The sequence below is a fragment of the Cryobacterium sp. N19 genome (assembly GCF_002929595.1).
In the GTDB taxonomy this organism is placed as follows: domain Bacteria; phylum Actinomycetota; class Actinomycetes; order Actinomycetales; family Microbacteriaceae; genus Cryobacterium; species Cryobacterium flavum.
Map to the genome: position 1 here is coordinate 281,298 of NZ_PJJR01000052.1, position 25,565 is coordinate 306,862.

General features: G+C 65.6%; 22 protein-coding genes. 12 read left to right on the plus strand and 10 right to left on the minus strand.

Annotation, left to right across the window (positions count from 1 at the left end):
* Positions 1–55: 55 nt before the first annotated feature.
* Positions 56–577, plus strand: a complete 522-nt coding sequence (locus tag CXY78_RS14930; RefSeq protein WP_104090020.1) for a hypothetical protein — start codon at positions 56–58, stop codon at positions 575–577.
* A gap of 35 nt (positions 578–612) precedes the next feature.
* Here the strand turns inward: CXY78_RS14930 and CXY78_RS14935 are convergent, their stop codons facing one another.
* The gene (locus CXY78_RS14935; protein ID WP_092338280.1) at positions 613–1,413 is read right to left on the minus strand and encodes an isocitrate lyase/phosphoenolpyruvate mutase family protein; all 801 of its coding nucleotides are present in this window, start codon (positions 1,411–1,413) and stop codon (positions 613–615) included.
* An 88-nt stretch (positions 1,414–1,501) separates the two neighbouring features.
* A complete protein-coding gene (locus CXY78_RS14940; protein WP_233197271.1) occupies positions 1,502–2,812 on the minus strand; it encodes an MFS transporter in 1,311 nt (436 codons plus the stop codon).
* Positions 2,813–3,030: 218 nt separating this feature from the next.
* On the opposite strand from CXY78_RS14940, the gene dnaK reads away from it, so the two are divergent.
* From dnaK to CXY78_RS14965, 5 genes are all read left to right on the plus strand, one after another.
* Positions 3,031–4,905: a molecular chaperone DnaK gene (gene dnaK / locus CXY78_RS14945; RefSeq protein WP_092338276.1), complete on the plus strand. Its 1,875-nt coding sequence runs from the start codon at positions 3,031–3,033 to the stop codon at positions 4,903–4,905.
* A gap of 9 nt (positions 4,906–4,914) precedes the next feature.
* On the plus strand, positions 4,915–5,529 hold the full coding sequence (locus tag CXY78_RS14950) for a nucleotide exchange factor GrpE (RefSeq protein WP_104090021.1): 615 nt from the start codon (positions 4,915–4,917) through the stop codon (positions 5,527–5,529).
* Positions 5,522–6,523, plus strand: coding sequence for a DnaJ C-terminal domain-containing protein (locus CXY78_RS14955; protein ID WP_092338272.1), 1,002 nt, complete (start codon positions 5,522–5,524; stop codon positions 6,521–6,523). The genes CXY78_RS14950 and CXY78_RS14955 overlap by 8 nt, the downstream gene beginning before the upstream one ends.
* 2 nt (positions 6,524–6,525) lie before the next feature.
* The gene (locus tag CXY78_RS14960) at positions 6,526–6,939 is read left to right on the plus strand and encodes a heat shock protein transcriptional repressor HspR (RefSeq protein ID WP_092338270.1); all 414 of its coding nucleotides are present in this window, start codon (positions 6,526–6,528) and stop codon (positions 6,937–6,939) included.
* Between the two features lie 145 nt (positions 6,940–7,084).
* Positions 7,085–8,209, plus strand: coding sequence for a class I SAM-dependent methyltransferase (locus CXY78_RS14965; RefSeq protein WP_233206203.1), 1,125 nt, complete (start codon positions 7,085–7,087; stop codon positions 8,207–8,209).
* A 13-nt stretch (positions 8,210–8,222) separates the two neighbouring features.
* Here CXY78_RS14965 and CXY78_RS14970 read toward each other — a convergent pair whose 3' ends face one another.
* The 4 genes from CXY78_RS14970 to CXY78_RS14985 all read right to left on the minus strand — a co-directional run bounded on the left by CXY78_RS14970 (position 8,223) and on the right by CXY78_RS14985 (position 14,564).
* Positions 8,223–8,816 (minus strand): histidine phosphatase family protein, encoded by a 594-nt coding sequence (locus CXY78_RS14970; RefSeq protein WP_092338267.1) that lies wholly within the window; start codon positions 8,814–8,816, stop codon positions 8,223–8,225.
* Complete coding sequence (locus CXY78_RS14975) at positions 8,813–10,129, minus strand: glycosyltransferase 87 family protein (RefSeq protein ID WP_092338265.1); 1,317 nt, start codon at positions 10,127–10,129, stop codon at positions 8,813–8,815. Before CXY78_RS14975 ends, CXY78_RS14970 begins: the two co-directional genes overlap by 4 nt.
* A 216-nt stretch (positions 10,130–10,345) precedes the next feature.
* A complete protein-coding gene (locus tag CXY78_RS14980; protein ID WP_140425719.1) occupies positions 10,346–13,876 on the minus strand; it encodes a DEAD/DEAH box helicase in 3,531 nt (1,176 codons plus the stop codon).
* Between the two features lie 184 nt (positions 13,877–14,060).
* Positions 14,061–14,564, minus strand: a complete 504-nt coding sequence (locus tag CXY78_RS14985) for an Lrp/AsnC family transcriptional regulator (protein ID WP_092338263.1) — start codon at positions 14,562–14,564, stop codon at positions 14,061–14,063.
* Positions 14,565–14,740: 176 nt separating this feature from the next.
* On the opposite strand from CXY78_RS14985, the gene CXY78_RS14990 reads away from it, so the two are divergent.
* Genes CXY78_RS14990 through CXY78_RS15005 form a run of 4 tightly spaced genes read left to right on the plus strand, consistent with a single transcriptional unit; the run spans position 14,741 to position 17,916 of the window.
* Positions 14,741–15,811 carry a thiamine pyrophosphate-dependent enzyme gene (locus tag CXY78_RS14990; protein ID WP_104090023.1) on the plus strand — a complete coding sequence of 357 codons (1,071 nt, stop codon included), beginning with the start codon at positions 14,741–14,743 and terminating at the stop codon, positions 15,809–15,811.
* The gene (locus CXY78_RS14995) at positions 15,804–16,829 is read left to right on the plus strand and encodes an alpha-ketoacid dehydrogenase subunit beta (RefSeq protein ID WP_104090025.1); all 1,026 of its coding nucleotides are present in this window, start codon (positions 15,804–15,806) and stop codon (positions 16,827–16,829) included. The genes CXY78_RS14990 and CXY78_RS14995 overlap by 8 nt, the downstream gene beginning before the upstream one ends.
* Positions 16,822–17,151: a biotin/lipoyl-containing protein gene (locus CXY78_RS15000; RefSeq protein WP_092338258.1), complete on the plus strand. Its 330-nt coding sequence runs from the start codon at positions 16,822–16,824 to the stop codon at positions 17,149–17,151. Before CXY78_RS14995 ends, CXY78_RS15000 begins: the two co-directional genes overlap by 8 nt.
* A gap of 3 nt (positions 17,152–17,154) precedes the next feature.
* A complete protein-coding gene (locus CXY78_RS15005) occupies positions 17,155–17,916 on the plus strand; it encodes an alpha/beta fold hydrolase (protein ID WP_092338256.1) in 762 nt (253 codons plus the stop codon).
* Between the two features lie 77 nt (positions 17,917–17,993).
* Here CXY78_RS15005 and CXY78_RS15010 read toward each other — a convergent pair whose 3' ends face one another.
* The 4 genes from CXY78_RS15010 to hisC all read right to left on the minus strand — a co-directional run bounded on the left by CXY78_RS15010 (position 17,994) and on the right by hisC (position 21,871).
* Positions 17,994–18,785 carry an ABC transporter ATP-binding protein gene (locus CXY78_RS15010; protein ID WP_092338254.1) on the minus strand — a complete coding sequence of 264 codons (792 nt, stop codon included), beginning with the start codon at positions 18,783–18,785 and terminating at the stop codon, positions 17,994–17,996.
* A gap of 7 nt (positions 18,786–18,792) precedes the next feature.
* Complete coding sequence (locus tag CXY78_RS15015) at positions 18,793–19,707, minus strand: ABC transporter permease (RefSeq protein WP_104090026.1); 915 nt, start codon at positions 19,705–19,707, stop codon at positions 18,793–18,795.
* Between the two features lie 30 nt (positions 19,708–19,737).
* The gene (locus CXY78_RS15020) at positions 19,738–20,733 is read right to left on the minus strand and encodes an ABC transporter substrate-binding protein (RefSeq protein WP_092338250.1); all 996 of its coding nucleotides are present in this window, start codon (positions 20,731–20,733) and stop codon (positions 19,738–19,740) included.
* 70 nt (positions 20,734–20,803) lie between these two features.
* A complete protein-coding gene (hisC, locus tag CXY78_RS15025) occupies positions 20,804–21,871 on the minus strand; it encodes a histidinol-phosphate transaminase (protein ID WP_199182625.1) in 1,068 nt (355 codons plus the stop codon).
* 269 nt (positions 21,872–22,140) lie between these two features.
* On the opposite strand from hisC, the gene CXY78_RS15030 reads away from it, so the two are divergent.
* Both CXY78_RS15030 and CXY78_RS15035 read left to right on the plus strand, forming a co-directional pair.
* On the plus strand, positions 22,141–24,321 hold the full coding sequence (locus tag CXY78_RS15030) for an ATP-dependent Clp protease ATP-binding subunit (protein WP_092338247.1): 2,181 nt from the start codon (positions 22,141–22,143) through the stop codon (positions 24,319–24,321).
* 120 nt (positions 24,322–24,441) lie between these two features.
* Positions 24,442–25,491, plus strand: a complete 1,050-nt coding sequence (locus tag CXY78_RS15035) for a zinc-dependent alcohol dehydrogenase family protein (RefSeq protein ID WP_092338245.1) — start codon at positions 24,442–24,444, stop codon at positions 25,489–25,491.
* Positions 25,492–25,565 lie beyond the last annotated feature (74 nt).

The window sequence follows — 25,565 nt, forward strand, 5'->3', positions numbered from 1 at the left end:
GAGCCCCGCAAACGTAATACGTCGAACGTAACGTCGGTTCGGGTAAAATCTGGGTATGACCTCCATGCCCACCCGATTCGACGAGGCGCTCATCGCTGCCGGCCCAACCCCGGAATACCCCGGGCGCATGCATCGCTTCGGCCAGATGGTCGGCTCCTGGGCAGCCAAGGGCACCCGCCTCGACGAGGCCACCGGCGAGTGGATCGAACGCGACTTTGTCTGGATGGTCGCGTTCATTCTCGACGGCCGCGCCGTGCAAGACATCGAGGTGGTCGCGAGCACGACGCATCCGTCTGGGTTTGAAACCGTCGCCACCACCGTGCGCGTCTACGATTCCCTGGCCGGCGCCTGGCGCGTGAGCTACTTCGCGCCGACTCTCGGCGAGTACTGCCAGCTCATAGCCACCCCGTACCGCCACGGCGTGCGGCAAGAGGGCACCCGAACCGACGGCCGCCCGATCCGCTGGAACTTCACCGCCATCACCCCGAACAGCTACAAGTGGGAGGGCTGGGTCTCCGCCGACGAGGGCGCGACCTGGCAACTGATCGAGCACAACGAGGCCACCCGCATCCGCTGAGAAGCGGATGCTGATGGCCTCGATGCGCGGGCGGCTTACAGGGCGAACTTGAACCCGAGGTCGGCGGGGTACTCACCCAGTGCGGTGAGGTTCGTGGCCGCGGCCTGCAGGGCCGCGAGGGTTAGTCCTAGAGTGCCGGGGCCGAAGCTGACTCGGCTGATGCCGAGCTCGGCGAGGCGCTTCAGCGGCACGAGTCCCGGGGCGCCGATCACCGAGATCTTGCCGTTGACCTGCTCGATCGCGCGGGCCACCTTATCCTCGTCGGTCAGGCCGAGGAAGAAGATGACGTCAGCGCCGGCGCCGAGGTAGGCGTTGGCGCGGGCGACGGCTTCGTCCCAGTCGCCGCCGCCGGCCAGAGTGTCGACGCGGGCGTTGATGACGAGCGGAATGCCGCTCTGGTCGGCGCCGGCGCGAGTTGCGGCCACGCGGGCGGCGGCGGTCTCGATGTCGAACTGGGGCGCTTTCGGGGCGCCGACTGAGTCCTCGATATTGATGCCGACGATGCCGGATTCCTCGATGAGGCGACGCACGTTGCGGGTCACGCCCGCGGCATCCGGTGCATACCCCTTTTCGAAGTCGGCCGAGACCGGCAGATCCACCGCGCTGGCGATGATCGTGGCGGCAATGATGGCTTCATCGAGCGAGAGGCCTTCGCCGTCTGGCAGGCCGCGCACATTCGAGATGGAGTGGCTCGCGGTGGCGAGGGCCTTGACGCCGGGGGCGTCGGCCACGATCTTGGCGGTGATGGCATCCCACACGTTGGTCACGATGAGTGGCTCGCCGGGCACGTGCAGCGAGAGCAAGAGTTCGGCCTTCTGGAGCTGGGTAAGTGTCATGCGCTTCAGTCTGTCCGGCTTCTGGCCTCCAAGCGAGGGAACAGCCTCATTTCAGCGGATGCTCAGGCAAACGCCTGTTGGCGCCCAGCTACCGAATCTGCTGCTGTTTGGCCGAGACGGGAATGAGCAGCAGCAGTCCGAGCAGCAGCACGAGCATGATGCCGAGAATGCCCCAGTAGGTCTCGCCGAAGATGGTCACCGCCAGCGCGAAGGCAGCCGGGGCGAGAAAGCTCACGGCCCGACCAGTCGTGGCATAGAGCCCGAAGACCTCGCCCTCGCGGCCCACCGGGATGAGTCGGGCGAGAAAGGTGCGGCTGGCCGACTGGGCCGGACCGACGAACAAGCACAGTGCCAGCCCTGCGGTCCAGAACACGATCTGCCCACCGTCGTGCAGAAAGAACACCAGGAGCCCGCTCACCAGCAGCCCGACCAGAGCGGTCACGATCACGGGCTTCGCACCGAGGCGGTCGTCGAGCGCGCCGACGCTCATGGTGGCAATACCGGCCACCACGTTCGCCGCGATGGCGAAGATGATGACCTCGCCGGGGGAGAATCCGAAAACGGATGCCGCGAGTACTCCTCCAAAGGTGAAGACGCCGGCCAGGCCGTCGCGGAACACCGCGCTCGCGATGAGGAAGTACACCGTCTGGCGGCTGGTCTTCCACAACCGGGCAATGTCGTGGCCGAGCACAATATAACTTCGAAAGAAGCTGACTCTTTCGCGGCGTGCAGCCTGAGGCGCCCGGTACTCCGGCACCCGCAACAGCACGGGGAGCGCGGACAGGCCGAACCAGGCGGCCGCGAGCAACATGGACACACGCACAGCCAAGCCGTTGTCGCCCGTCACTCCGAACAGGCCAACCTCGGGCTGAATAAAGCCGAAGTAAACGATGAGCAGCAGCACGATGCCGCCGAGGTAGCCCATGCCCCAGCCGAACCCGCTCACCTTGCCGATCGTGCGCGGCGTTGATACCTGGGCGAGCATGGCGTTGTAGTTGACCGCGGCGAATTCGAAGAAGACGTTGCCTGCGGCGACCAGGAACAGGCCCAATACGAGGTAGCTCGGGCTCGCCTGCACGAAGAACATGGCTATGGTCAGTGCAACGACGATGAAGGTGTTGACGCCGAGCCAGAACTTGCGGCGGCCGGAGGTATCGGAGCGTTGACCGGTGATTGGGGCCAGCGCGGCGATCACGAGGCCGGCAATCGCCAGCGCCCAACCGAGCTGGGCCGAGATGACGTCTTCGTCGCCGAAGGATGAGCCTGTTATGTAGACCGTAAAGACGAAGGTCGTGACGACGGCGTTGAACGCTGCCGAGCCCCAGTCCCAGAACGCCCAGGCCACCACCCGCCCGCGCGTTGGAGCGGCACCAGCGTCTACGGCGACAGTCTCGGTCACGTGCACAATCTACTGCCCCGGGGTAAACAGGTGGGTTTGGCAGTCTCGCTGCTGAGGCGGCAGCATCCGCTCTTCTAAAGTTGAGTCACTCACACTCAACTTTCAGCCGCCAGAATTGACAGTGGCCAAGCCGGTCTGGGAGACTTGAGTCATCGAGGCTCAAGTCTTGAGATTACTTTGTAGTTCGTTTCGCACATGATTGAAGGAGAACAACCCACATGGCTCGTGCAGTAGGTATTGACCTCGGAACCACCAACTCTGTGGTGGCCGTGCTCGAAGGTGGAGAACCCACCGTCATCGCCAACGCTGAAGGCTTGCGCACCACCCCCTCGGTGGTCGCGTTCACCAAGGACGGCGAGGTTCTCGTCGGAGAAACCGCCAAGCGCCAGAACGTCACCAACGTCGACCGCACCATCTCCAGCGTCAAGCGCCACATGGGAACCGGCTGGACCGTCGGCATCGACGACAAGAAGTACACCCCGCAGGAGATTTCGGCGCGTATTCTCGCCAAGCTCAAGCGTGACGCCGAGCAGTACCTGGGCGAGAAGGTCACCGACGCCGTCGTGACCGTGCCCGCGTACTTCAACGACGCCGAGCGTCAGGCCACCAAGGAGGCCGGCGAGATCGCCGGACTCAACGTGCTGCGCATCATCAACGAGCCCACCGCCGCCGCGCTGGCTTACGGCCTCGACAAGGGCAAGGAAGACGAGCTCATCCTGGTCTTCGACCTCGGAGGCGGAACGTTCGACGTGTCGCTGCTCGAGGTGGGCAAGGACGACGACTTCTCGACGATTCAGGTGCGCTCGACCGCTGGTGACAACCGCCTGGGCGGCGACGACTGGGACCAGCGCATCGTTGATCACCTGATCAAGCGTTTCAAGGAGACCACCGGCGTTGACGTGTCGAAGGACAAGATCGCCAAGCAGCGCCTCAAGGAAGCTGCCGAGCAGGCCAAGAAGGAACTCTCTTCGAGCATGTCGACGAGCATCCAGCTGCCCTACCTGTCGCTGACCGAAAATGGTCCGGCCAACCTCGACGAGACGCTCACCCGCGCCCAGTTCGAGAAGATGACCGAAGACCTGCTCGACCGCACCAAGAAGCCCTTCCAGGACGTCATCCGTGAGGCCGGCGTCAAGGTCGGCGACATCGCCCACGTGGTTCTCGTCGGTGGTTCTACCCGCATGCCCGCCGTGTATGAGCTCGTCAAGAGCGAGACCGGCGGCAAGGACCCGAACAAGGGCGTCAACCCGGACGAGGTCGTCGCTGTCGGCGCCGCGCTCCAGGCCGGCGTGCTGAAGGGCGAGCGTAAGGACGTTCTGCTCATCGACGTCACCCCGCTGAGCCTCGGCATCGAGACCAAGGGCGGCATCATGACGCGCCTGATCGAGCGCAACACGGCCATCCCGACCAAGCGCAGCGAAACCTTCACCACGGCCGACGACAACCAGCCGTCCGTTGCGATTCAGGTGTTCCAGGGCGAGCGCGAGTTCACCCGCGACAACAAGAACCTCGGAACCTTCGAGCTCACCGGCATCGCTCCGGCGCCGCGCGGTATTCCGCAGGTCGAGGTCACCTTCGACATTGACGCCAACGGCATCGTGCACGTGTCCGCCAAGGACAAGGGCACCGGTACCGAGCAGTCGATGACCATCACGGGCGGTTCCTCGCTCGCGAAGGAAGACATCGAGCGCATGGTGCGCGAGGGTGAAGAGCACGCCGCAGAAGACAAGCGCCTGCGCGAAGTCGCCGAGACCCGCAACACGGCCGAGCAGCTCGCCTACTCGATCGAGAAGCTGATCAAGGACAACGTCGACAAGCTGCCCGAAGACGTGAAGAATGAGGTGCAGGCTGACGTCGACGCCCTCAAGTCTGCTCTCGCCGGCGACGACGAGGACGCGGTGAAGACCGCGTTCGACAAGCTCAACGAAAGCCAGGGCAAGCTCGGCGAGGCCATCTACAAGTCCAGCCAAGCGGATGCCGCAGCCGGCTCTGACGAAGCCGGCACCGACGAGACCGGCGCCGACGAGAACAAAGACGAAGACGTTGTCGACGCCGAGGTTGTGGACGACGACGAAGACGAGAAGAAGAAGTAGGCCGCAACTATGGCTGACAAGAAACATCCAGACAACGACGCTGCGGGGGTGCCCGATGACGGCACCGCCGCGGCGGGTGCGGGACTGCCGGAGGAATCGGCATCCGCTGCTGACGGCGATGCGGCGGCTTCGGCCGATGGCATCGAAGAAGACGAACTGACCGTTCAGGACATTCTGGACGCGGCGGAGCGCGAAGTTGCTGAGCCGACGAGCGAACACCTCGCCGACCTCAAGCGCGTCACGGCCGAGTACGCCAACTACCGTCGGCGCACCGAAGCCAACCGTGCCATCGAGAAAGAGCGCGTGACCGGGGATATCGTCAAGGTGCTGATTCCAGTACTCGACGACATCTACCGTGCTGAAAAGCACGGCGATCTCGTGCCCGACTCCGCCTTCGCCACGATCGCGGCCAAGCTGCGGGCGAGCGTTGAGCGTCTCGGACTGACCTCGTTTGGTACGGTCGGCGAACCGTTCGACCCGACCATGCACGAGGCGATCTTCCAGCAGCCCAGTGCCGCCGTCGACACCGAAACCGTGGGCGACGTCGCGGAGACGGGGTACTACCTCGGCTCCACGCTGCTGCGCGCGGCCAAGGTCGTCGTTCAGGTACCGAGCGATGGCTAGCCAGGACTGGTTCGACAAAGACTTCTACAAGGTTCTCGGGGTATCGAAAGATGTCACGCCGGCCGAGTTGAAGAAGGCGTACCGCAAGCTGGCTCGCAAGTACCACCCGGATTCCAACCCGGGGAACCCCACCGCTGAGGCGAAGTTCAAGGAGCTCAGCGAGGCGCACTCGGTATTGAATGACCCAGCCCAGCGCAAGGAATATGACGCCGTTCGGGCCATGGGCAGCGGGGCGCGGTTCGCCGCGCCCGGCGGCCGGGCCCAGAGCGGCGGGTTCGAGGACGCCTTCGGCGGCATGTTCGGCGGCGGAAGCCGTCAGCAGAGCTACACCTTCGAGCAGGGCGGCTTCGACGATATCCTCGGGGGTATGTTCGGGCGCGGTGGTGGCGGTGGGGGCGGCTTCGGCAACCCCACCGGCGGCTACCGCGGGTCGGGCGCGCCCACCCGCGGTCGAGACGTGATCGCTTCGACGACCATCGACTTCATCACGGCGACGCAGGGCGACCAGATCAGCCTGCAAACGCAGGATGGTCGACCGATCAAGGTTAAGGTTCCGGCCGGTGTCGCCGACGGGCAGAAGATTCGTCTGCGCGGCAAGGGCCAGCCCAGCCCCGATGGCGGCGAGACCGGCGATATCGTGCTCACGATCACCGTGCGCAAGCATCCGGTGTTCGAACGTGATGGCCTCAACTTGCGCGTGACCGTGCCGGTGACTTTCGTCGAGGCCAGCCTCGGCGCGACGATCGAGGTGCCAACGCTCGGTGGCAGCCCGGTCAAGCTGCGCGTTGCCCCTGGCACTCCCGGTGGCCGCGTGCTGCGGGTCAAGGGCCGCGGCGTCACCACGGCCAAGGGCACGGGCGACTTGCTTGCTGTTGTGCAGGTCGCGGTTCCCTCGCACCTCTCGAAGGATGCGGAAGAGAAACTTGCCGCGTTCGCCGAAGCGCTGCCCAAGGAAAACCCGCGCGATGAATTGATCGCGCGGGCGAAGGGCTGATCATGGACGAGACCACCCGGGTTTTCGTGATTTCCACGGCCGCTGAGCTTGCGGGAATGCACCCGCAAACCCTGCGCCAATACGATCGCCTGGGCCTCGTCAGCCCGGAACGCACCCCCGGCAAGAGCCGACGGTACTCGATGCTCGACGTGGCAAAGCTCCGTGAAATTGCGGAACTGGGCTCGGAGGGCGTGAGTTTGGAAGGCATCCGTCGTATCCTCGAACTCGAGGATCACGTGCGCGGTCTCGAAAACCGTGTGCGCGAGTTGGAATCGACGCTCGCCGATGAACTACTGAACCGTCCGGGCCGCCGCGTTTTCGCGGCTGGCTCGGCCGGCGACGTCATTTCAATGAAGGCGGGCACTCGCACCAGGCGCAGCAACCAGATTGTCATCTGGCGGCAGCCCAGACCATAGTCAGCTCCACGTTTTTGTTTCACAGCACGAACTGGTTGCACCAGCACCACTTTCAGGGGGAACCATGTCCGAATCGGGCACGCACGACCAGTCCGCGCCGCGGAACGCCAACACGTTTACGCCGTTGAAAGGCACAGTAGACAACGTGAACGAATTCGATTTCGACCGACTGCGCCGCAGGCCTGACATCGAGGCCGAGAACCTCTTCGCCGTCGATGCCAGCGACCGGCTCATTCTCGATGAAGCTGCCGGCGCGCTCGCCGCCTACCGTTCCGGCGGAGTCGTCGTGCTCGAGGACCGCTACGGCGCCCTCACCCTCGGTGCCGCAGCGCTGCACAACGCGCGCGGTATTCGCGTCTACCAGGACGCGCTCTCGGGCGAATACGCGCTCGACAGCAACGCCTCCGGCGTCAACCTGACGGATGCCTACCGCTCCCTTCCGCTCGGCGAAGAACTGCTGAAGGACGCCCACGTCGTGCTGCTGCAGCTGCCAAAAAGCCTCGATGAGCTGGACGAGATCGCCGGCGCCATCGCGAAGTACGCCGCGCCCGATGTGATCGTCTTCGCCGGCGGCCGCATCAAGCACATGACCGTGAGCATGAACGAGGTGCTGCGCCGCCACTTCGGCGCCCTCAACGTGCGCCCGGCCCGCCAGAAGTCCCGCGTGCTGATTGCCTCGTCGCCCCTGGCCACGTCAACGACCGACTGGCCGCACAGTGAGAAGCACGACGACTTCGACCTGACAGTACGAGGCCACGGCGGCGTTTTTGCCGGAACCAGCATCGACATCGGCACCCGGGCGCTGCTCGAGGTGCTCGACCGCATGAAGCCCGACGCCGAACGTGCCATCGACCTCGGCTGCGGTACCGGTGTGCTCGCCGCGGCACTGGCCGCGCAGCGACCGCTGTTGCGAGTGCTGGCGACGGATCAGTCGGCCGTGGCCGTCGCATCCGCTCGCGCAACCGTCGATGCCAACGCGCTGGCCGATCGGGTCACCGTGGTGCGCGCCGACGGCCTGTCCGGCCAAGCCGATGACTCCGCCGACCTGATTCTGCTCAACCCGCCGTTTCATATTGGAGCGTCGGTGCATGCCGGCCTCGCCGAGAAGCTGTTCAACGACGCGGCCCGGGTGCTCGCGCCCGGCGGCGAGCTGTGGACAGTGTGGAACACGCACCTCGGTTACCGCCCGATGCTCACCCGCATCGTCGGTTCGACCCGCCAGGTTGGCCGCAACACCAAGTTCACCGTAACGGTGTCGACCGGCCGCTAGGGGATTGACCAGGTCAGGCGTGCACGAGCGGCTCACCGTTCAACACGTCGAGCTGCCAGACGATAGTGTCGTCGCCGTGCGCGTGGTGATGGTGCACGAGGTTGAGCGAGGCGTTGCTGATGCTCTCGATGCGCGCATCGAGAGCCTGCGCGAGGCTCAAACGAATGAGCGTGCCGTGCGCGACGACGATGATGCGGGCTCCAGGGTGCTCGCTGGCCAGCTCGCGCAGGGCGTCGATACCCCGAGCAGCGACAGCTTCCTCGGTCTCGGCGCCGTGGAATCCGCCGGGGAAACGCAGCGCGTCGAGTTCCGAGCCGGCGCTGAGCCCCTCGGCTGGCCCGTAGTTGCGCTCGATCAGACCCGGAATGCGCCGGGCCTCGTCGAGTCCGAGTTGTTCGCCGATGAGGTCGGCGGTTTCGGCCGCACGTGACAACGGCGACGAGACGATGAAGTCCCAGTCATAGCGTTTCAGGGGGGCGACGGCATCCGCTGCCTGGCCGCGCCCCACGTCGTTGAGCGGAATGTCGGTGGCGCCCTGGATTCGCGCGGCGGCGTTCCAATCGGTCTGGCCGTGGCGGATGAGGGCGAAGGTCGTCGTCGTGGTCACCCGTCTATTCTGCCTTGGCCGACTGGGAGTGTGCGACGGGTCAAGATCTCTCGACCCGGCGCAGCCCAGGCCAGTCGCGCCAGATGCTTGACCGACCAGCCGAACAGTACGACCAGTAGAGCGTTGCGCGCGGTGAGCAGCAGCAGTGAGAACAGGTCGCCGTCGATGAGCGGCAGGTAGAAGATCGGGAAGATCAGTGTTGTCAGTCCCGAGATAGCCAGCATCAGCACGGCGGGCACCCGCCACTCGGCCCAGCTGGTGCCCACACCCACCGCAACCACCGGCACCAGCCACAGCATGTACTGCGGTGACCCCACCTTGTTGAAGACGATGAAGGCGCTGACCAGGGCAAGGGCGCCGACCAGCAACAGCTGGGCGGCATCCGCTCGGCGGTGCTGAGCAATGAGCATCAGTACGAAGATCGCCGCGATGGTACCGAACATGACCGGCGTCATCAGTGAGGCGACGAGGGTGGTGCCTGGACCACTCACCTCGCGGGTGGCGATGGCGAAATTCTCGTAGATGACCGTGCCATGGTGGCCAAGTGTGGCCAGCCACACCCACGGAGTCGTGATGGGCGCTTCCAATTGCAGGGCACGGTCGGACTGTTCGGTGACGAATCCGGTGAGAAATTGCCAGCCACCCAGAAGCCAAACGGATGTCGCCACCCCCGCCGACACGGCCGCGCCGGTGAGCACCACCGTGCGACGGCGGGGCGAGACGGTGACCACCGCGAGCACGACGGCGGCCGGCCAGACCTTGATCCAGGTGGCGAGGGTCAGCACGGCTGCGGCGACAACCGGCCGTTTCGCGAGCAGCAGGAGAGAGACGATGACCAGTGGCGCCGTGATTCCTTCCAGCCGCAGCAATCCCACCGGACTCAGCAGAAACGACGCGAACAGCCAGTACCAGGCCGATTTGAAGCCGCTACGGCGCCGACCCCAGTCGGTGAGCGCCCCGACCGCGATGGCGTTCAACGCGGCCGTCATCAGAAACCAGAGCAGTTGGTAGAGCAGGGGGCCGGCGATGCCCGCCAAGGCGATCGGCAGCATGGCGCCGATCGGGTACACCCACTCGGTGTCGATACCCTGCCACACGCCGTGCTCCAGGCCGAGTTCAGCCCAGGTACGGTACAGCGGCAGGTCTCCCAGAACCCCGCCGGTGAGGATGGTCGGCAGCAGCGCGAACAGGAACACCGTGTGGAGACCGAGAAAACCGAGCACGAGGGTGCGCGGCCGCTGCAGCATCAGGCGGCGGCTCGGGGTGAGCGTCGTCGCGAGTCGGGCGTCGATCCGATCGAAGATGTTGGACATAGGACCGTTTCTGCAGGGTGCGAGGTGGGGCCGTCGCGTGCAGTCTAGGGGTGCTGGGTGAACGCTGGGTGTCAGCTCTGGCTGCTCAGCCTGTATACGCCAGCGGGGCGTTCGGCGGTTGCCGGCCCACCTTGCGGCCCTGGGCCCAGTTTATAAACTGGGCCCAGGGCCCGGGCCCCGTCCATATAGGTGCGCCGGGAAGGCGGGCAGGGCGAGTCAGGCCAGGAGCTCGCGGATGTCGGCGGCCGTCAGGGCGGTGCCGGCTGGGGCGCCGTCGGTCATGACACTCTCGAACAGGCGGGCCTTGGTGGCTTTGAGGGCCATGACCTTCTCCTCGATGGTGTCTTTGGAGACGAGGCGGTAGACCATGACGTTCTTGGTCTGGCCGATGCGGTGCACTCGGTCGACGGCCTGGGCCTCGGTCGCCGGGTTCCACCACGGGTCGAGCAGAATAACGTAGTCGGCCTCGGTGAGGTTGAGGCCGAATCCGCCGGCCTTGAGGCTGATCAGGAAGACCGAGCTGGTGCCCTCTTTGAAGTCGCTGATGGCCTTGGCCCGGTTGCGGGTCTTGCCGTCGAGATAGGAGTAGCTGATGCCAGCGGCGTCGAGTCGGTCGCGCGCCTTGCCGAGGTATTGGGTGAACTGGCTGAAGATGAGCGTGCGGTGGCCCTCAGCGACGGTATCCTCCAGCAGTTCGAGAAGGGCATCGAGTTTGGTCGACGGGATCGCGTCATACTTCGCGTCGTACAGGCTTGCGTCGAGGCTGAGCTGGCGCAGCATGGTGAGCGAGCGAAAGATCTCGAACCGGTTCGCGTTCATGTCCTCGATCAGGCCGAGTACCTTTTGGCGCTCGCGGGCGAGGTGCATGTCGTAGACCTTGCGGTGCCGCGGGTGCAGGTCGAGTTCGAGCACCTGTTCCTGCTTCTCGGGCAGATCGCTGGCAACCTCGGCCTTGGTGCGCCGCAGCATGAATGGGCGGATGCGGCGGCGCAGCTGCGCAAGCCGGTCGGCGTCGGCATCCGTTTCAATGGGTTTGCGGTAGTAGTCGGCGAAGCGGCTGGGGCTCGGGAACAGGCCGGGCGCGGTGATGGAAAGCAGCGACCACAGTTCCATCAGGTTGTTTTCCATCGGGGTGCCGGTGATGGCCAGCTTGAACGGGGTGCGCAGGCGGCGCGCGCAGACGTGCGCCTTGCTCTGGTGGTTCTTCACGAACTGGGCTTCGTCGAGCAGCAGGCCGGCCCAGTCTTGGGCGTTGTACTCCTCGAAATCGAGGCGAAAGAGCGTGTAGGAGGTGATCACGACATCCGCTTGGCCCATTTCGTCTTGCAGGCTGGAGCCGCGCTTACCAGCGGTCTGCGTGATGGCGACCGTGGCGAGGTCGGGCGCGAATCTGGCGCACTCGGCGGCCCAGTTCGACACGACGCTTGTCGGGGCGACGACGAGGAACGGCTTGCGGGCGGTGCCTTCCGAGGCGCGCTGCGTGTCGCGAGCGTGGGCGATGAGGGCGATGGCCTGCAAGGTCTTTCCGAGCCCCATGTCGTCGGCGAGCACGCCGCCGAGCTGGTGGTCGTAGAGAAAACTGAGCCAGTCGAACCCGGTCTGCTGGTAGGCGCGCAGGGTGGCGTGCACGGCCGGCGGAAGCGGACGTTCGGCGATCGGTGCGGCCTCAGACAATCCCTCGACAGCGCTGCGCCAGGTGGCGGCCTGTTCGGCGACGACACCGAGCAGCTGTAGTTCGTCCCAGAGGTCGGCCTGAAAACGGCTGAGGCCGAGCGTACCGGCGTTGCTCTCTTGCAGACCGCGCGCCTCTTCGATCAGGCGTCGGAGCTGCTGCAGCTCGGGCCGGTCGAGGCTGAAATAGGTGCCGCTGTCGAGGATCATCAGGTCCTGGTCGGTGGCCAGCGCGCGAAAGAGGTCGTCGAAGGGAATGTCTTCGCCCTCGATCGTCACGGTGACGGCGAGGTCGAACCAGTCACGGGTATCGGTACTTTCGGAGGTGGCGAGGCTGATCACGGGCGCTTCGTCGGCTTCGCGGTAGCTCGGGGCGTCGGCCGAGACCTGCACGACGATGCCGGCCGCTTCGAGCTTCGGCACGGTCTCACCGAGAAAGCTGATCATGACGGCACCGCGCAGCTCGGAGTGCTCGAGCAATCGCGCCTGGCTGATCGGGGTGGCGGGCTGCCAGATGGCGACGAACGACGCAATCGTGCGTTCGACCTCATGCAGGATGTCGCTCTCGCGGGTCGCATCGCGAAAGCGGGTGTCGCCCGGCGTGGGGCGCAGGGGGTGGCGGTACAGCACGGCTTCAATGGCGACCGCGGCAGTCGTGGTGTCGGCGTGGTCGGCAGCGGCAACAAAAGAGGATGCCTCCGCCGGGCCGGTCGCAGTAGCTCCGCCCAAGCCGCCGGTCGCAGCAGTGGTTGCCGCGGCGGGCTTGGCTGTGTCGGTGGGCGCGACGTACTGCCACTCCCAGGCGAGGGTGATGCGGGCATCCGTTTGGTGGGTGATGGTGAGTGCGAGCTGCGGACGGGCTGTCTTGGGCAGCTCAAATGAGGCGTCGTGGCTGGTCAGGCTCAGTTTTTGCTGGAGAAATGGGTAGTAGTCGGTGAGGAACGCGGCCTCATCGTCGGCCGGGATGTCGAAGCCGCCGGTGACCGCGAGGGCCCGAATCTCGGAGCTGACCTGCGCATTCAACGGGGCGAGCGTGAGCTGCTTGCCGGTCGCGAGCGGGTCGGCCGGGCTCATGAAGGTGTACGCACCGTGCGCAGGGTCCCCGATAAATCCGAATTCGGCACCGCGATGCAGTTGCTCGTTCAGTACGAGCAGTGGGGTCAACAGCAGCCCCTCGTCGTCGCGGCGAATGTCGATCTCGAGCGTCGCCGGCGTCGGGGAGAGCAGAACGGGATTCTGGGCATCCGTCGCGCAGACCATGGGCAGACCGCTCAACCGGGCTTCGTGCAGAAGGTCCCAGAGGGCCTTGTTCTCGAAGTTGTCGAGGTAGAGCCAGTGGTCGGTGTAGCTGTAATAGCGCTGACCGGTGGCCGAGAGGGCGTAGAGGGCGTTAAGAATCTTGCGGTGACCGCGGTTGTAGGTACCCGGGGTCCAAGACAGGTTGTCCCAGGTGAGGTTGCCCCGAATCCACTTGCCCTTCTTGCCCATGACCATGGGGCGGGCGCCGAGGCGACGGGGTCCAGGGCGCCGGTTGGGACTGTAAGCGGGGTCGAGCAGGTCGAATTGCAGCGCGAGGGCCGTGCTGATGGAGGCCTCGCCGGTCGGCTTGGCCAAAGGAGCCAGGGCGGCGCGCCAGGCGGGGACCGGCGGGCGAATGGGAACAACGGGGGCCGGGGCGGGTGGCTGGTAGGCGGCCGGCACGAAGGTCGATTCGAAGACGGGGGTGCGGCGGTCGCCGATGGCCCGCACGTTGGAGGCGGTGCGCTCGGCGTTCAGCTCGGCGGGCGTGCTGCGGCTGGCCAGAAGCAGAGCGGCGACGTGCTTGCAGTTGCTCCCCATCGGGCAGGTGCAGGTACCGCTGGCTCGAACGGCCTGGCCGGCGGCATTCAGCGTGAAAGACACGAGCACGGTGTATGGCTGCGGGCTGGTGCCGCTGACGCGACCGGTGAGGTGTGTTCCCGACGCGGCCCAGGACTGTTCGGTGACGTGTCCGTTGCGGGCGTATCGTTCACCGCGCGAGAACGACTGGCTGCCGACGATGCGGGCGATCTCGTGCGTGCTGAGGGAATGGGCCATAGGTGTGGGAGCTCCGTAAGAAAAAGGGACCAACCCTTATTATCTCACGGGAGGCTGCCCGCCCGCGCTCAACCTGGTGTCTCACGGGGCTGCGCGGTGGCTAATTCAGGAGATCCTCCTGGGCGGGATGGTTTCGCCGCACTCGTCTGGGCGCCGCGAGCCGGAGGTCGCCAAATTTCCTGAATTAGCCACGAAAATCGGCCGGTCCGGGGGCGCTGGTGGGAGCGGCCGTGGCTTGCAACAGGGCGAGAGCCTGCGCCTCGATGTGGGTCTGGAGCACGATCACGCTCGAGGAGCGCACGACCGTCTGCGTCGCGACGATCAGGTCGAGCACCCGTTGCACGTCGGCGTTCGACCGGGCGACGACCCGAGCGAGCATGTCGCTGTCGCCGGAGACCGTGTGCAGTTCGAGAATCTCCGGAATCTTGGCGAGGGCCGCGACGACGACGGCGTGGCCGGCATCCTGCCGCACGGTGAGCGAGCAGTAGGCGGTGACCGGAAATCCGAACTCGCTCGGGTTGAGCGCCGGAGCCCACGACTTGATCACCCCGCGGCTCATCAGCCGGTCGAGTCGGGCTTGCACCGTTGCCCTGGCCACCTTGAGCCGGCGCGAGGCCTCGAGCACCGAGAGCTTGGGGCGCTCGCAGAACAGGGTGACGAGGCGGGAATCCAAGGAATCGATGTCCATGAGGTGACCTTTCGCGTGCCGGTAATGCTGTGGTGATGAATGTACTAACTGTACGGTGATTTGACTCAAATACGCACAATTATTCGCAGATTGTGCACTCCAATTAGTCACTGTGGCGAACGCTGGGCAAAGTCACTAACTTTACTGTGACCCGCCCATCGATGGAAGGAGCCAGCATGGCGCCTCGCGCACTCGCTGCCACGCTCGACACCCTGCCCCCTTCTCAAGCGGATGCCGCAGCTCCAGGCCCGGCCCGCCTCCGCGACCTGTACCGAATGCTCGCGAACGTGCGCCAGCTCGATACCTCGGCCGTGGCCTGGCAGCGGCAGGGTCTCATTCCGGGCTACGCGCCGATGCTCGGCCAGGAAGCAGCCCAGGTCGGCGCTGGCTTCGCCGTCGACACGACCCGAGACTTCGTCTTCCCGACCTACCGCGAGATGGGCGTGGCGTACACGCTCGGCCTGAACATGGTCGAGTACATGTCGACCCACAAGGCCATCTGGCACGGCGGGCTCTACGACCCGGTCGCCAGCCACTTCGCGCCATTTCAGGCGGTTGTCGGCGGATCCGTGCTGCACGCGGTCGGCTGGGCGCACGGTCAGACTTTGAACGGGGCCTCGCCGGACGGTCTCGGCGTTGGTCTGGCGTTTCTCGGCGACGGCGCGAGCTCGCAGGGTGACGTGCACGAGGCCATGAACTTCGCCGCCATTCTGAAGGCGCCGGTGGTGTTCTTCGTGCAGAATAACGGCTGGGCCATTTCGGTGCCCACCGAGCAGCAGGTGGCCGGCGGCTCGGTCGCCGCTCGCGCTGCTGGCTACGGCATGCCGGCCCTGCGGATCGACGGCAACGACGTGCTCGCCGTGCTGGACGCCACTCAGCGCGCGGTCGCCCACGCCCGCGCCGGACTCGGCCCGGTCGTGGTCGAGGCCATGACCTATCGGCGCGGCCCGCACTCCACGAGCGACGACCCCGGCCGCTACCGCACCCTCGATGACGAGAAAATCGACGGCGGCGAAGATCCTCTCAGGCGGTTTCGTTCGGTGCTGGTCGAGCAGGGCGTGGCCGATGCGGCCTTCTTCGACAAAACCGACGCTGATGCCCAAACGCGGGCCGACGAGATTCGCGACGGCGTGGTGGCCCTCGAAAGCCGCCCCGGAAGCGAAATGTTCAACTTCGTTTTTCAAGAATCAACCCCGACGCTCGGCGCCCAGGCGCGCCAGTGGAGAGAGGAATCCGAGCATGTCTGACACGTTAGAACTCGTGCGGGAGACGCCGCTCCTGCAGCTCTCCATGCAGCAGGCCATCAACCGCGCGCTCGGCGAGATTCTCGACACCGACGACCGCGCCCTCATCTTCGGCGAAGACGTCGGCGTGCTCGGCGGTGTCTTTCGGGTGACAGACGGCCTGCGGCAGCGCTTCGGCGCGAACCGGGTCTTTGACACCCCGCTGGCAGAGTCCGGCATTCTCGGTACCGCGATCGGTCTGGCCATGGCGGGTTTTCACCCGATTCCCGAGGTGCAGTTCGACGGCTTCGCCTACCCGGCCGTGAATCAGATCATCACCCAGCTGGCTCGCATGAACTATCGCAGCCGTGGCACCCTGCCGATGCAGGTGACGCTGCGCGTGCCCAGCTTCGGCGGAATTCGCGCCCCCGAACATCACGGCGAAAGCCTCGAATCGCTGTTCGCGCACGTACCAGGACTCAAGGTCGTGTCGCCCGCCAACCCGCAGCAGGCCTATCACCTGCTCAAGCACGCCGCCTCGATGCCCGACCCGGTCATCTTCATGGAACCGAAGGCGCGCTACTGGAACAAGGCCGGGGTCGACCTGGCTGCTGACGAAGACACTTCCGCCCTCGAGGGCTCGGTGATCGCCCGCCCGGGCAAGCATGCGACCCTCATCGCCTGGGGCGCCATGGTCTCCCGCTGCCTCCAGGTGGCGGAGCTGGCCGCGGAAGACGGCATCGAACTCGAGGTGCTCGACCTGCGCTGGCTGAAGCCGATCGACGAAGCGGGGCTGGCGGCATCCGTTTCGCGCACCCGTCGCGCCATCGTCGTGCACGAGGGGCCGCACACCGCTGGCCTCGGCGCCGAGGTGGCCGCGCTCGTCTCGCAGAGCTGCTTCGACACGCTGCGCGCGCCGGTCGAGCGGGTGACCGGCTTCGACGTGCCGTACCCGTCCGGCGACCTGGAGGACGAGTACATTCCCAACATTGACCGAATTCTGTTCGGAGTTCAACGCGTATTGGAGTACCGCCGTGGCTGAAATCTCTTTTCCCCTGCCCGACCTCGGTGAGGGACTGCTCGAAGCGACCGTGCTCGAATGGCTCGTCAAGGTCGGCGACCAGGTCGAACGCAACCAGCCGTTCGTCGAGGTGGAAACGACGAAGTCGTCGGTCGAATTGCCGTCACCAATCGCCGGCATCGTGCTCACGCTGCACGGCGAGCCCGGCGACGTGGTGCTCGTTGACACTCCGCTGATCACGTTCACGGTCGCCGACGATTCTGCCGGCATCGTGGGAACCGTGCCGGCCGAGGCCGCGCCGAAACGCCGCGTACGCCTCTCGGCCGTGCTCGACGAGGACTAGAAAATGCTCACCAGTTGGCAGCAGCACGAACCCGCCGTCGACGCTGGCCTTGCCCCGGTGCTGCTCGTGCACGGTTTCGCCTCGTCGACCGCCCTCAACTGGGAGGCGACCGGCTGGCTGCGCGACCTCACAGCCGCCGGCCGGCGCGTATTTACTGTCGACCTGCTCGGCCACGGCGAGAGCGCCGCACCGCTCGAAATGGATGCCTACGCCCCCAGCCGCCTGCGCGCCGCCGTTCTCGAGGTGCTCGCCCTCGCCGGTGCCAGGCCACGCGAGGCGGGCGATCCAGCCTCCGGAGTCGACCTGGTCGGCTATTCCCTCGGGTCGCGCCTGGTTTGGGAACTCGCCGCCGAGCGGCCCGACCTGGTCAATCGCGCGGTCCTCGGCGGCATGAGCGCCGAGGATCCACTCGCCGACTTCGATCTCGATGCGGCTCTAATATTTCTATCCGACTCCGAGGAGATCGCCCACGAGTCGACCGCCTCGTTGATGACACTGATGCAGCTTGCGCCGGGTGCTAACACCCCCGCGCTGTTGCGGCTGGTCGCTGCGATTAAGAAGGAACGTTTCGAGCCCGGCGCATCCGTTCCTGTGCGGCCTCTGCTGTTCGTCACGGGCGACCGCGACGTGCTCGCGACCGGAACCGCCGAGCTCGCGGCGCTGGCCGCCGACTCCGAGGTGCTCTGGCTGCCCGCCCGCACCCACATGAACGCGGTGAGCTCCCGCGCCTTCAAGCAGGCCGCGATCGAGTTTCTCGCCCGCTAAGCAGCTGAACCGCAAAAGCCGCTGACTCGGCCCGCGCACCAACGCAGCGCCGAGTCGGCGTTTCTCGTCGTCTCCAACTACCCGAGCAACGCCCGGTCGTCGAGGGACGCGCCCTTGATCTTGGCGAACTCGGCGAGCAGGTCGGGCACGGTCATGGTGGCCTTGCGCTCGGCGTCGACGTCGAGAATGATCTGCCCCTCGTGCATCATGATGAGCCGGTTGCCGAGGCGAAGCGCCTGTTCCATGTTGTGCGTGACCATGAGGGTGGTCAGGTGGTGCTTGGCGACGATGCTCTCGGTGAGCGTCGTGACCAGTTCGGCCCGCTGGGGGTCAAGCGCTGCGGTGTGCTCGTCGAGCAGCAGGATGCGCGGCTGGGTGAAGCTCGCCATGAGCAGTGACAGCGCCTGACGCTGGCCGCCGGAGAGCAGCCCGACCCGGGCCTTGAGCCGGTTTTCGAGGCCGAGCTCGAGCGAGAGAAGCTCTTCGCGAAAGAACTCGCGGCGCTTGTGGGTGACGCCCCAGGCCAGCCCGCGACGCTTGCCACGGCGAAGCGCGAGCGCCAGGTTCTGCTCGATGCTCAGGTCGGGCGCTGTGCCGGCCATCGGGTCCTGAAAGACGCGGCCGACGTACGCGGCGCGTGCGTAGTCGGGCATCCGCTTGACGGAACTGCCATCGATTGACAGGTCGCCGGAATCGATCGGAAGCTTGCCGCTGATCATGTTGAGCAGGGTGGATTTGCCGGCGCCGTTGCTGCCGATGACCGTGACGAAATCGCCGGTGTTCAGCTGCAGGGACACGTCGTTCAGCGCGACGCGTTCGTTGACCGTGCCGGGAAAGAAAGTCTTGGTGATGTTCTCGATGAGCAGCATGAGACTCCTAGTTGGCTTTCACGTAGTTAGGTTTCACGGCGGCGGCGGAACGCATCTGGCGCAGCGAGGGGATGCGTTTCAAGAAGCCCCAGCGCGGCAGCAGCAGCGCGGCGACGACGAGGAGCGCCGAGATGAGCTTCATGTCGTTGGGGTTGAGGCCGGCGCCGAGGGCGAAGAAGATCACCAGGCGGTAGATGACGGCGCCGCCGATGACAGCCAGCGACGCGAGGAAGATGTTGCGACGCCCAAAGACGGCCTGGCCGACGATGACCGAGGCGAGCCCGACCAGAATGAGGCCGATGCCCATGCTGACGTCGGCGAAGCCCTGGTACTGCGCGATGAGCGCGCCGCACAGGGCGACGAGTCCGTTCGAGATCGCCAGGGTGAGAATGGTCGTGCGGTGGGTGTTGACGCCGAGGCTGCGGATCATCTGCTCGTTGTTGCCGGTCGCCTGAATCGACAGGCCGAGGTCGGTGCTGAGAAACCAGTCGATCGCGAACTTGATAACGAGGGCGGCGACGGCGAAAATCAGGATGCTCCAGGCCCCGCCAAGCAGACCGGCGTCACGCAGCGGGGTCATCAGGGTATCCTCCCGCAACAGGGGCAAATTAGATTTGCCCATGATGCGCAGGTTGATCGACCACAGGGCGATCATCGTCAGGATGCCCGCGAGCAGGCCGTCGATGCGGCCTTTGGTGTACAGAACGCCGGTGACCAGGCCGGCCACCGCCCCCGACGCCGCCCCGGCAAGGGTGGCGAGGGGAGCGGGCACGCCGTTGATGATGAGCGACGCGGCTACGGCGGCCCCGGTCGTGAAACTTCCATCGACGGTGAGGTCGGGAAAGTTGAGGATTCGAAAGGTCAGGTAGACACCCAACGCCATGATTCCGTAGAGCAGGCCGAGTTCGAGAGCCGCGTTCATCTGGTTATTCCTTCGGTAGAGGAGTGGCTGTTATTCGATGATTCGGTCGGCCTTGGCGATGAGTTCCTCGGAGAGGGTCACGCCCATGCGCTCGGCAGCGACCGGGTTGAGAATGAATTCGATCGTGTCGAGGGTCTCCACCGGCATGTCGGCCGGGTTCTCGCCGTCTTCGAGGATGCGGATGGCCATCTGGCCGGTCTGGTAGCCGAGGTCGGTGTAGCTGATGCCGTAGGTCGCGATGGCGCCACGCTCGACCTGCCCGTTTTCGGCGCCGAACAGCGGAATCTGGTTCGCCTCGGAGTACTGGATGACGGCTTCAAGGCCCTCGGTGACGCGGTTGTCGGTGGGGATGTAGATGGCGTCGACGTCGCCGAGCGACTCGGTGGCTTGGGCGACCTCGCTCGAGTTGGTGACGGTGGCTTCCTTGATGGTCAGGCCGAGGTCCTTCGCTGCTTGCTTGGCGAGCTCAACCTGCACATCGGAGTTGACCTCGCCCGAGCTGTAGATCACGCCGACCGACTTGGCGTCAGGCAGAATCTCCTGAATCAGCTCGAGCTGCTCCTTGACCGGGTTCAGGTCACTGGTTCCGGTGATGTTGCTGCCCGGCTTCTCCCAGCTTGCGACCAGTCCGGCTTCTTCGGGCTCGGTCACCGCGGTGAACAGTACGGGGATGTCGATGATGGTCTGAGCGGCGGCCTGCGCGGTGGGCGTGGCGATGGCGAGCACGAGGTCGACCTTGTCGGCGGCGAACTTGGCTGCGATGGTGCTCGCGGTGGCCTGCTCGCCCTGCGCGTTCTGCTCGTCGAACTCGATGTCGGTGCCCTCGACGTAGCCGGCGTCGGCAAAGGCCTTCTTGAAGCCCTCGCGGGCGTCGTCGAGTGCTTGGTGCTGCACGATCTGGCTGATGCCGATCGTGATCATGTCATCTGCAGTGGATGCTGCCGGCTCGCTGGCCGCGCAGCCGCTCAGTGCGAAGGCGCTCGCGGCCACCAGGGCCAGGCCGGACAAGGATTTGGTGTGCTTCATGCTGGAAAATTCTCCTTTGAATTCATGCTGACACGGCGCGCGGGAACCTGCGGCCGAACGTTGAGGGTGGTTAGACGGCGGCGGGAGTGAGAGCGGCGCTCGCGGCGACCAGGAAACGGTCGTTCTGCTTTGCCGTGCCGATCGTCACGCGCAGGCCTTCGCCGGGAAAAGCCCGAGCCAGGATACCTTCGGCAATGAACACCGCGTTTACCCGGTCGGTGTCGTTGAAGGTGCGCAGCCAAACGAAGTTTCCCTGCGAGGAGGCGCCGCGCCATCCGCTCGCCCGTAGTGCGGCGAGCACCCTGGTGCGTTCGGCGACGATCTCGTCGATGCGCAGGGTGAGCTCGGCTTCGGCGTCGAGGGAGGCGAGGGCGGCGCGCTGGGCGAGGGCGGTCACGCCGAACGGCAGGGCAACGCGGCGCAGGTTGGCCGCGACCGCGGTGGGCGCGATCGCGTAGCCGATGCGCAGACCGGCCAGGCCGTAGGCCTTGGAGAAAGTGTGCAGCACGGCCACGTTCGGGTAGCGGCGAAAAAAGTCGATGCCAACGGCCGAGGCGGTGTCCCGGTTGAAGTGCACGTAGGCCTCGTCGACGACGACCAGCACGTTCTCGGGCACCCGCGCCATGAAGGCGTGCAGTTCGTCGGCCGTGACGAACGCACCGGTGGGGTTGTTGGGGTTGCAGACCAAAATCAGCCGGGTCTGGCTCGTGATGGCGTCGGCCATGGCTGGCAGGTCGTGGCACTCATCGGCGGTGAGGGCGACCGCGACGGGCGTCGCTCCGGCAACCTGCACCAGAATTGGGTAGGCCTCGAACGAACGCCAGGCGAAGATGACCTCGTCGCCGGCCCCCGCGCTCGCGTGGATGATCTGTGACAACACCTCGACCGACCCGGCTCCGAAGGCCACATTGTCGCTCGATACGTTGAACCGCTCCGCGATGCGCTCGGTGACCTCGGCGACGGCCATGCTCGGGTACAGGTGAATCTCCCCGAGAGCGGATGCGATGGCCTGCGTTACCGAGGCGAGCGGTGGGTACGGATTCTCGTTACTGGAGAGATTATACGCCCCCGAGTCGCCGGCCGCGGTGCCCTGCTTGTAGGCGGGCAGCCTGCTGATGGCTTCGCGTTGCTGCACCATAATCTCTCAACCTCACTCGTGACGGGCGTGCCAGACATGCGCGTCGAGTAGGACGTCGGCAATGACGGGTTGATTCAGAGCGTAGTGAACGGGCAGAAGTTTGACAATTCGACCAATATGAACGACACAAACTGCATTATTTGACTGGTTCCAGGGGCGATTTGCCGAACAAACTGCTCAATTATTTAGTCCTGGGCTGCCTATTTCGGTGGCCAGCCGTCTGGTACTAAACTTGAGTCAGCAAGGCTCAACTTTAGAGGAGACAGCTCATGCAAGCCGGTCAGCAACCACCGCAGCAAGACGCCAAGACGGCCCTCGAACTGTACGGGGTGAACCTCACCGACATCGCCCGCAGTGGCAAGCTCGACCCGGTGATCGGGCGCGACGCCGAGATTCGCCGGATCAGCCAGGTGCTCACCCGGCGCACCAAGAACAACCCGGTCCTCATCGGGGAGCCCGGCGTCGGCAAGACCGCCGTGGTCGAAGGGCTGGCCCAGCGCATCGTGGCCGGTGACGTGGCTGACTCGCTCAAAGACAAGCAGCTGGTCTCCCTCGACCTGGCCGCCCTCGTGGCCGGCGCCAAGTATCGCGGTGAGTTCGAGGAGCGGCTCAAGGCCGTACTCAAGGAGATCAACGACGCCGACGGGCAGATCATCACCTTCGTCGACGAACTGCACACCCTCATGGGGGCCGGCGGCGGCGAAGGTTCCGTCGCGGCCAGCAATATGCTCAAGCCCATGCTGGCCCGTGGCGAGCTGCGCCTGATCGGCGCCACCACACTCAACGAGTACCGCGAATTCATCGAAAAGGACGCCGCGCTCGAGCGCCGCTTCCAGCCCGTGCTCGTCGACGAACCGTCGGTGGAAGACACCGTCGCCATTCTCCGCGGACTCAAGGAACGTTATGAAGCCCACCACAAGGTGACGATCGCCGATTCTGCTCTCGTGGCCGCGGCATCCCTCTCGAATCGGTACATCACCGCGCGCCAGCTGCCCGACAAGGCCATCGACTTGATCGACGAGGCCGCGAGCCGGCTGCGCATGGAGATCGACTCCTCGCCGGTGGAGATCGACGAGCTGCGGCGCAGCGTCGACCGCCTGAAGCTCGAAGAGCTCGCCTTGAAGAAGGAGAAGGACGACGCCTCGAAGGCGAGGCTGGTCAAGCTGCGCGATGATCTGACCGAACGCCAGGCCAGCCTCAAAGAATTGCAGGCGCGCTGGGACAACGAGCGGGCCTCGCTCAACCGGGTCGGCGAACTGCGCGAGCGGCTCGACACCGCGCGCATCGAGTCCGACCGGGCCCAGCGTGAGGGCAACCTCGAAAAGGCCTCCCGGCTGCTCTACGGCGATATCCCGGTGATGGAACGTGCGCTCGCCGACGCCGAGAAGGAAGAATCCGTCGGCCCGCGCATGGTCAACGACCAGGTCACGAGCGAGGACATTGCCGCCGTGGTCGCCGCCTGGACCGGAATTCCGGTCGGCCGGCTGCTGCAGGGTGAAACCGACAAGCTGTTGAACCTCGAAAATGAGCTCGGCCACCGCCTGATCGGCCAGAAGCGCGCCGTGCGGGCGGTGGCCGATGCCGTGCGACGTTCGCGCGCCGGCATCTCCGACCCCGACCGGCCGACCGGATCGTTCCTGTTCCTAGGCCCGACCGGCGTCGGCAAGACCGAGCTGGCCAAGGCGCTCGCCGAGTTTTTGTTTGACGATGAAAAAGCCATGGTGCGCATTGACATGAGTGAGTACGGCGAGAAGTTCTCGGTGAGCCGCCTGGTCGGAGCGCCTCCGGGGTATGTCGGTTACGAGCAGGGAGGGCAGCTCACCGAGGCCGTGCGGCGTCGCCCGTACTCGGTGATTCTGTTCGACGAGGTGGAGAAGGCGCACCCCGAGGTGTTCGACGTGCTGCTGCAGGTGCTCGACGACGGTCGCCTCACCGACGGCCAGGGTCGCACGGTGGACTTTCGCAACACCATCCTCGTGCTCACCTCAAACCTCGGTTCGCAGTTTCTGGTCGATCCGACCCTGTCGTTGGAGCAGAAGGAGGAGGCCGTGCTGGGCCTGGTGCGGCAGGCCTTCAAGCCCGAGTTCGTCAACCGGCTCGACGACATCGTGGTGTTTTCCTCGCTCACGACCGAAGAGCTCGGTGAGATCGTCGAACTCGACGTCGACCGGTTGCAGAAGCGGCTCGCCGAGCGCCGCCTCGAGCTGGCCGTGACACCGGATGCCCGCCGCTGGCTGGCCGAGCGTGGTTACGACCCTATCTACGGTGCTCGTCCACTGCGGCGCCTGATGCAGCGCGAGATCGACGACCGCCTGGCGCGGGCCTTGCTCGCCGGCGATATTCGGGACGGCGACACGGTGCTGGTGGCGCTCGCGGAAGACGGTGATGCGCTCACCGTGGGATCCGCTCCCGCGCTGCTCGATGTTCCCCTCGAAGAAGACCTGCTCTAACCCGTGACGCGAGAGCGGGAAATTCGTCGCTTCAGCAGCACTGAAGCAGCACATTTCCCGCTCTCGCGCGAACAACGAACACGGAGGCGAGGCACAGGTTCGCCCGGATAGGCTCGAACAATGCTCGCAACTGTGATTTATGGCGAACGGGATGTTCGCCTCGAAGAAGTTCCCGAACCCGTCCTCTCGACCGGTGGCGATGCCATCGTTCGGGTGGTCGCCGCCTGCGTCTGCGGGTCCGACCTGTGGCCGTACCGGGGGATCGCCCCCACCAAAGAGCCGCACCGTATCGGCCATGAATTCGTCGGCATCGTCGAAGCCATTGGTGCCGGTGTTTCGACGATCAAGGTGGGAGACTTCGTCATTGCCCCCTTCTACGACTGTGACGGCACCTGCGTCAACTGCCAGAACGGCGTGAGCACCTCCTGCCTCAACGGCGGCTGGTGGGGCGCCGAAGACCAGCTCGGCGGATTCGCCGACGGAGCCCAGGGCGAGCGCGTGCGTGTTCCCCACGCCGATGGTTCGCTCGTTGCCACGCCCACCGTTCCGAGCGATGACCTCGTTCCAAGCCTGCTCACCCTCGCCGACGTCATGGGCACCGGGCACCACGCGGCCGTCTCGGCTGGCGTGGAGCCGGGCTCAACCGTGGTCGTCGTTGGTGACGGAGCCGTCGGACTCTGCGCCATCCTTGCCAGCAAGCGCCTCGGTGCGAGCCGCATCGTGGCCATGTCCCGCCACGCCGACCGCCAGGCTGTGGCCCGCGAATTCGGCGCGACCGACATTGTCGAAGCGCGCGGCGATGAGGGTGTTGCCGCCGTCAAGGCCCTGTTCGACGGTATCGGCGCCGACTATGTGCTCGAGTGCGTCGGAACCCAGGAATCCATGGACCAGGCCATTCGTTCGGCTCGCCCCGGCGGAATGGTCGGCTACGTCGGCGTTCCCAACGGCGGCGCCGAACTGCCGATCCGCACCCTCTTCGGAAACAACGTGGGGGTGAACGGAGGCGTCGCATCCGTTCGGAGCTATGTCGAGGAGTTGTTGCCGGAGGTTCTCTCCGGCCAGATCAACCCTGGCCGGGTCTTCGACCTGCAGCTGCCGCTGGCTGAGGTGGCCGAGGCCTACGCCGCGATGGACGAGCGCCGGGCCATCAAGGTGCTCCTCCGCCCCTAGCCGCCCCTCGAGAGCGCAAAAAGTGCCCGTTTGACGTGTTCAAACGGGCACTTTTTGCGCTCTCGCAAAACGGG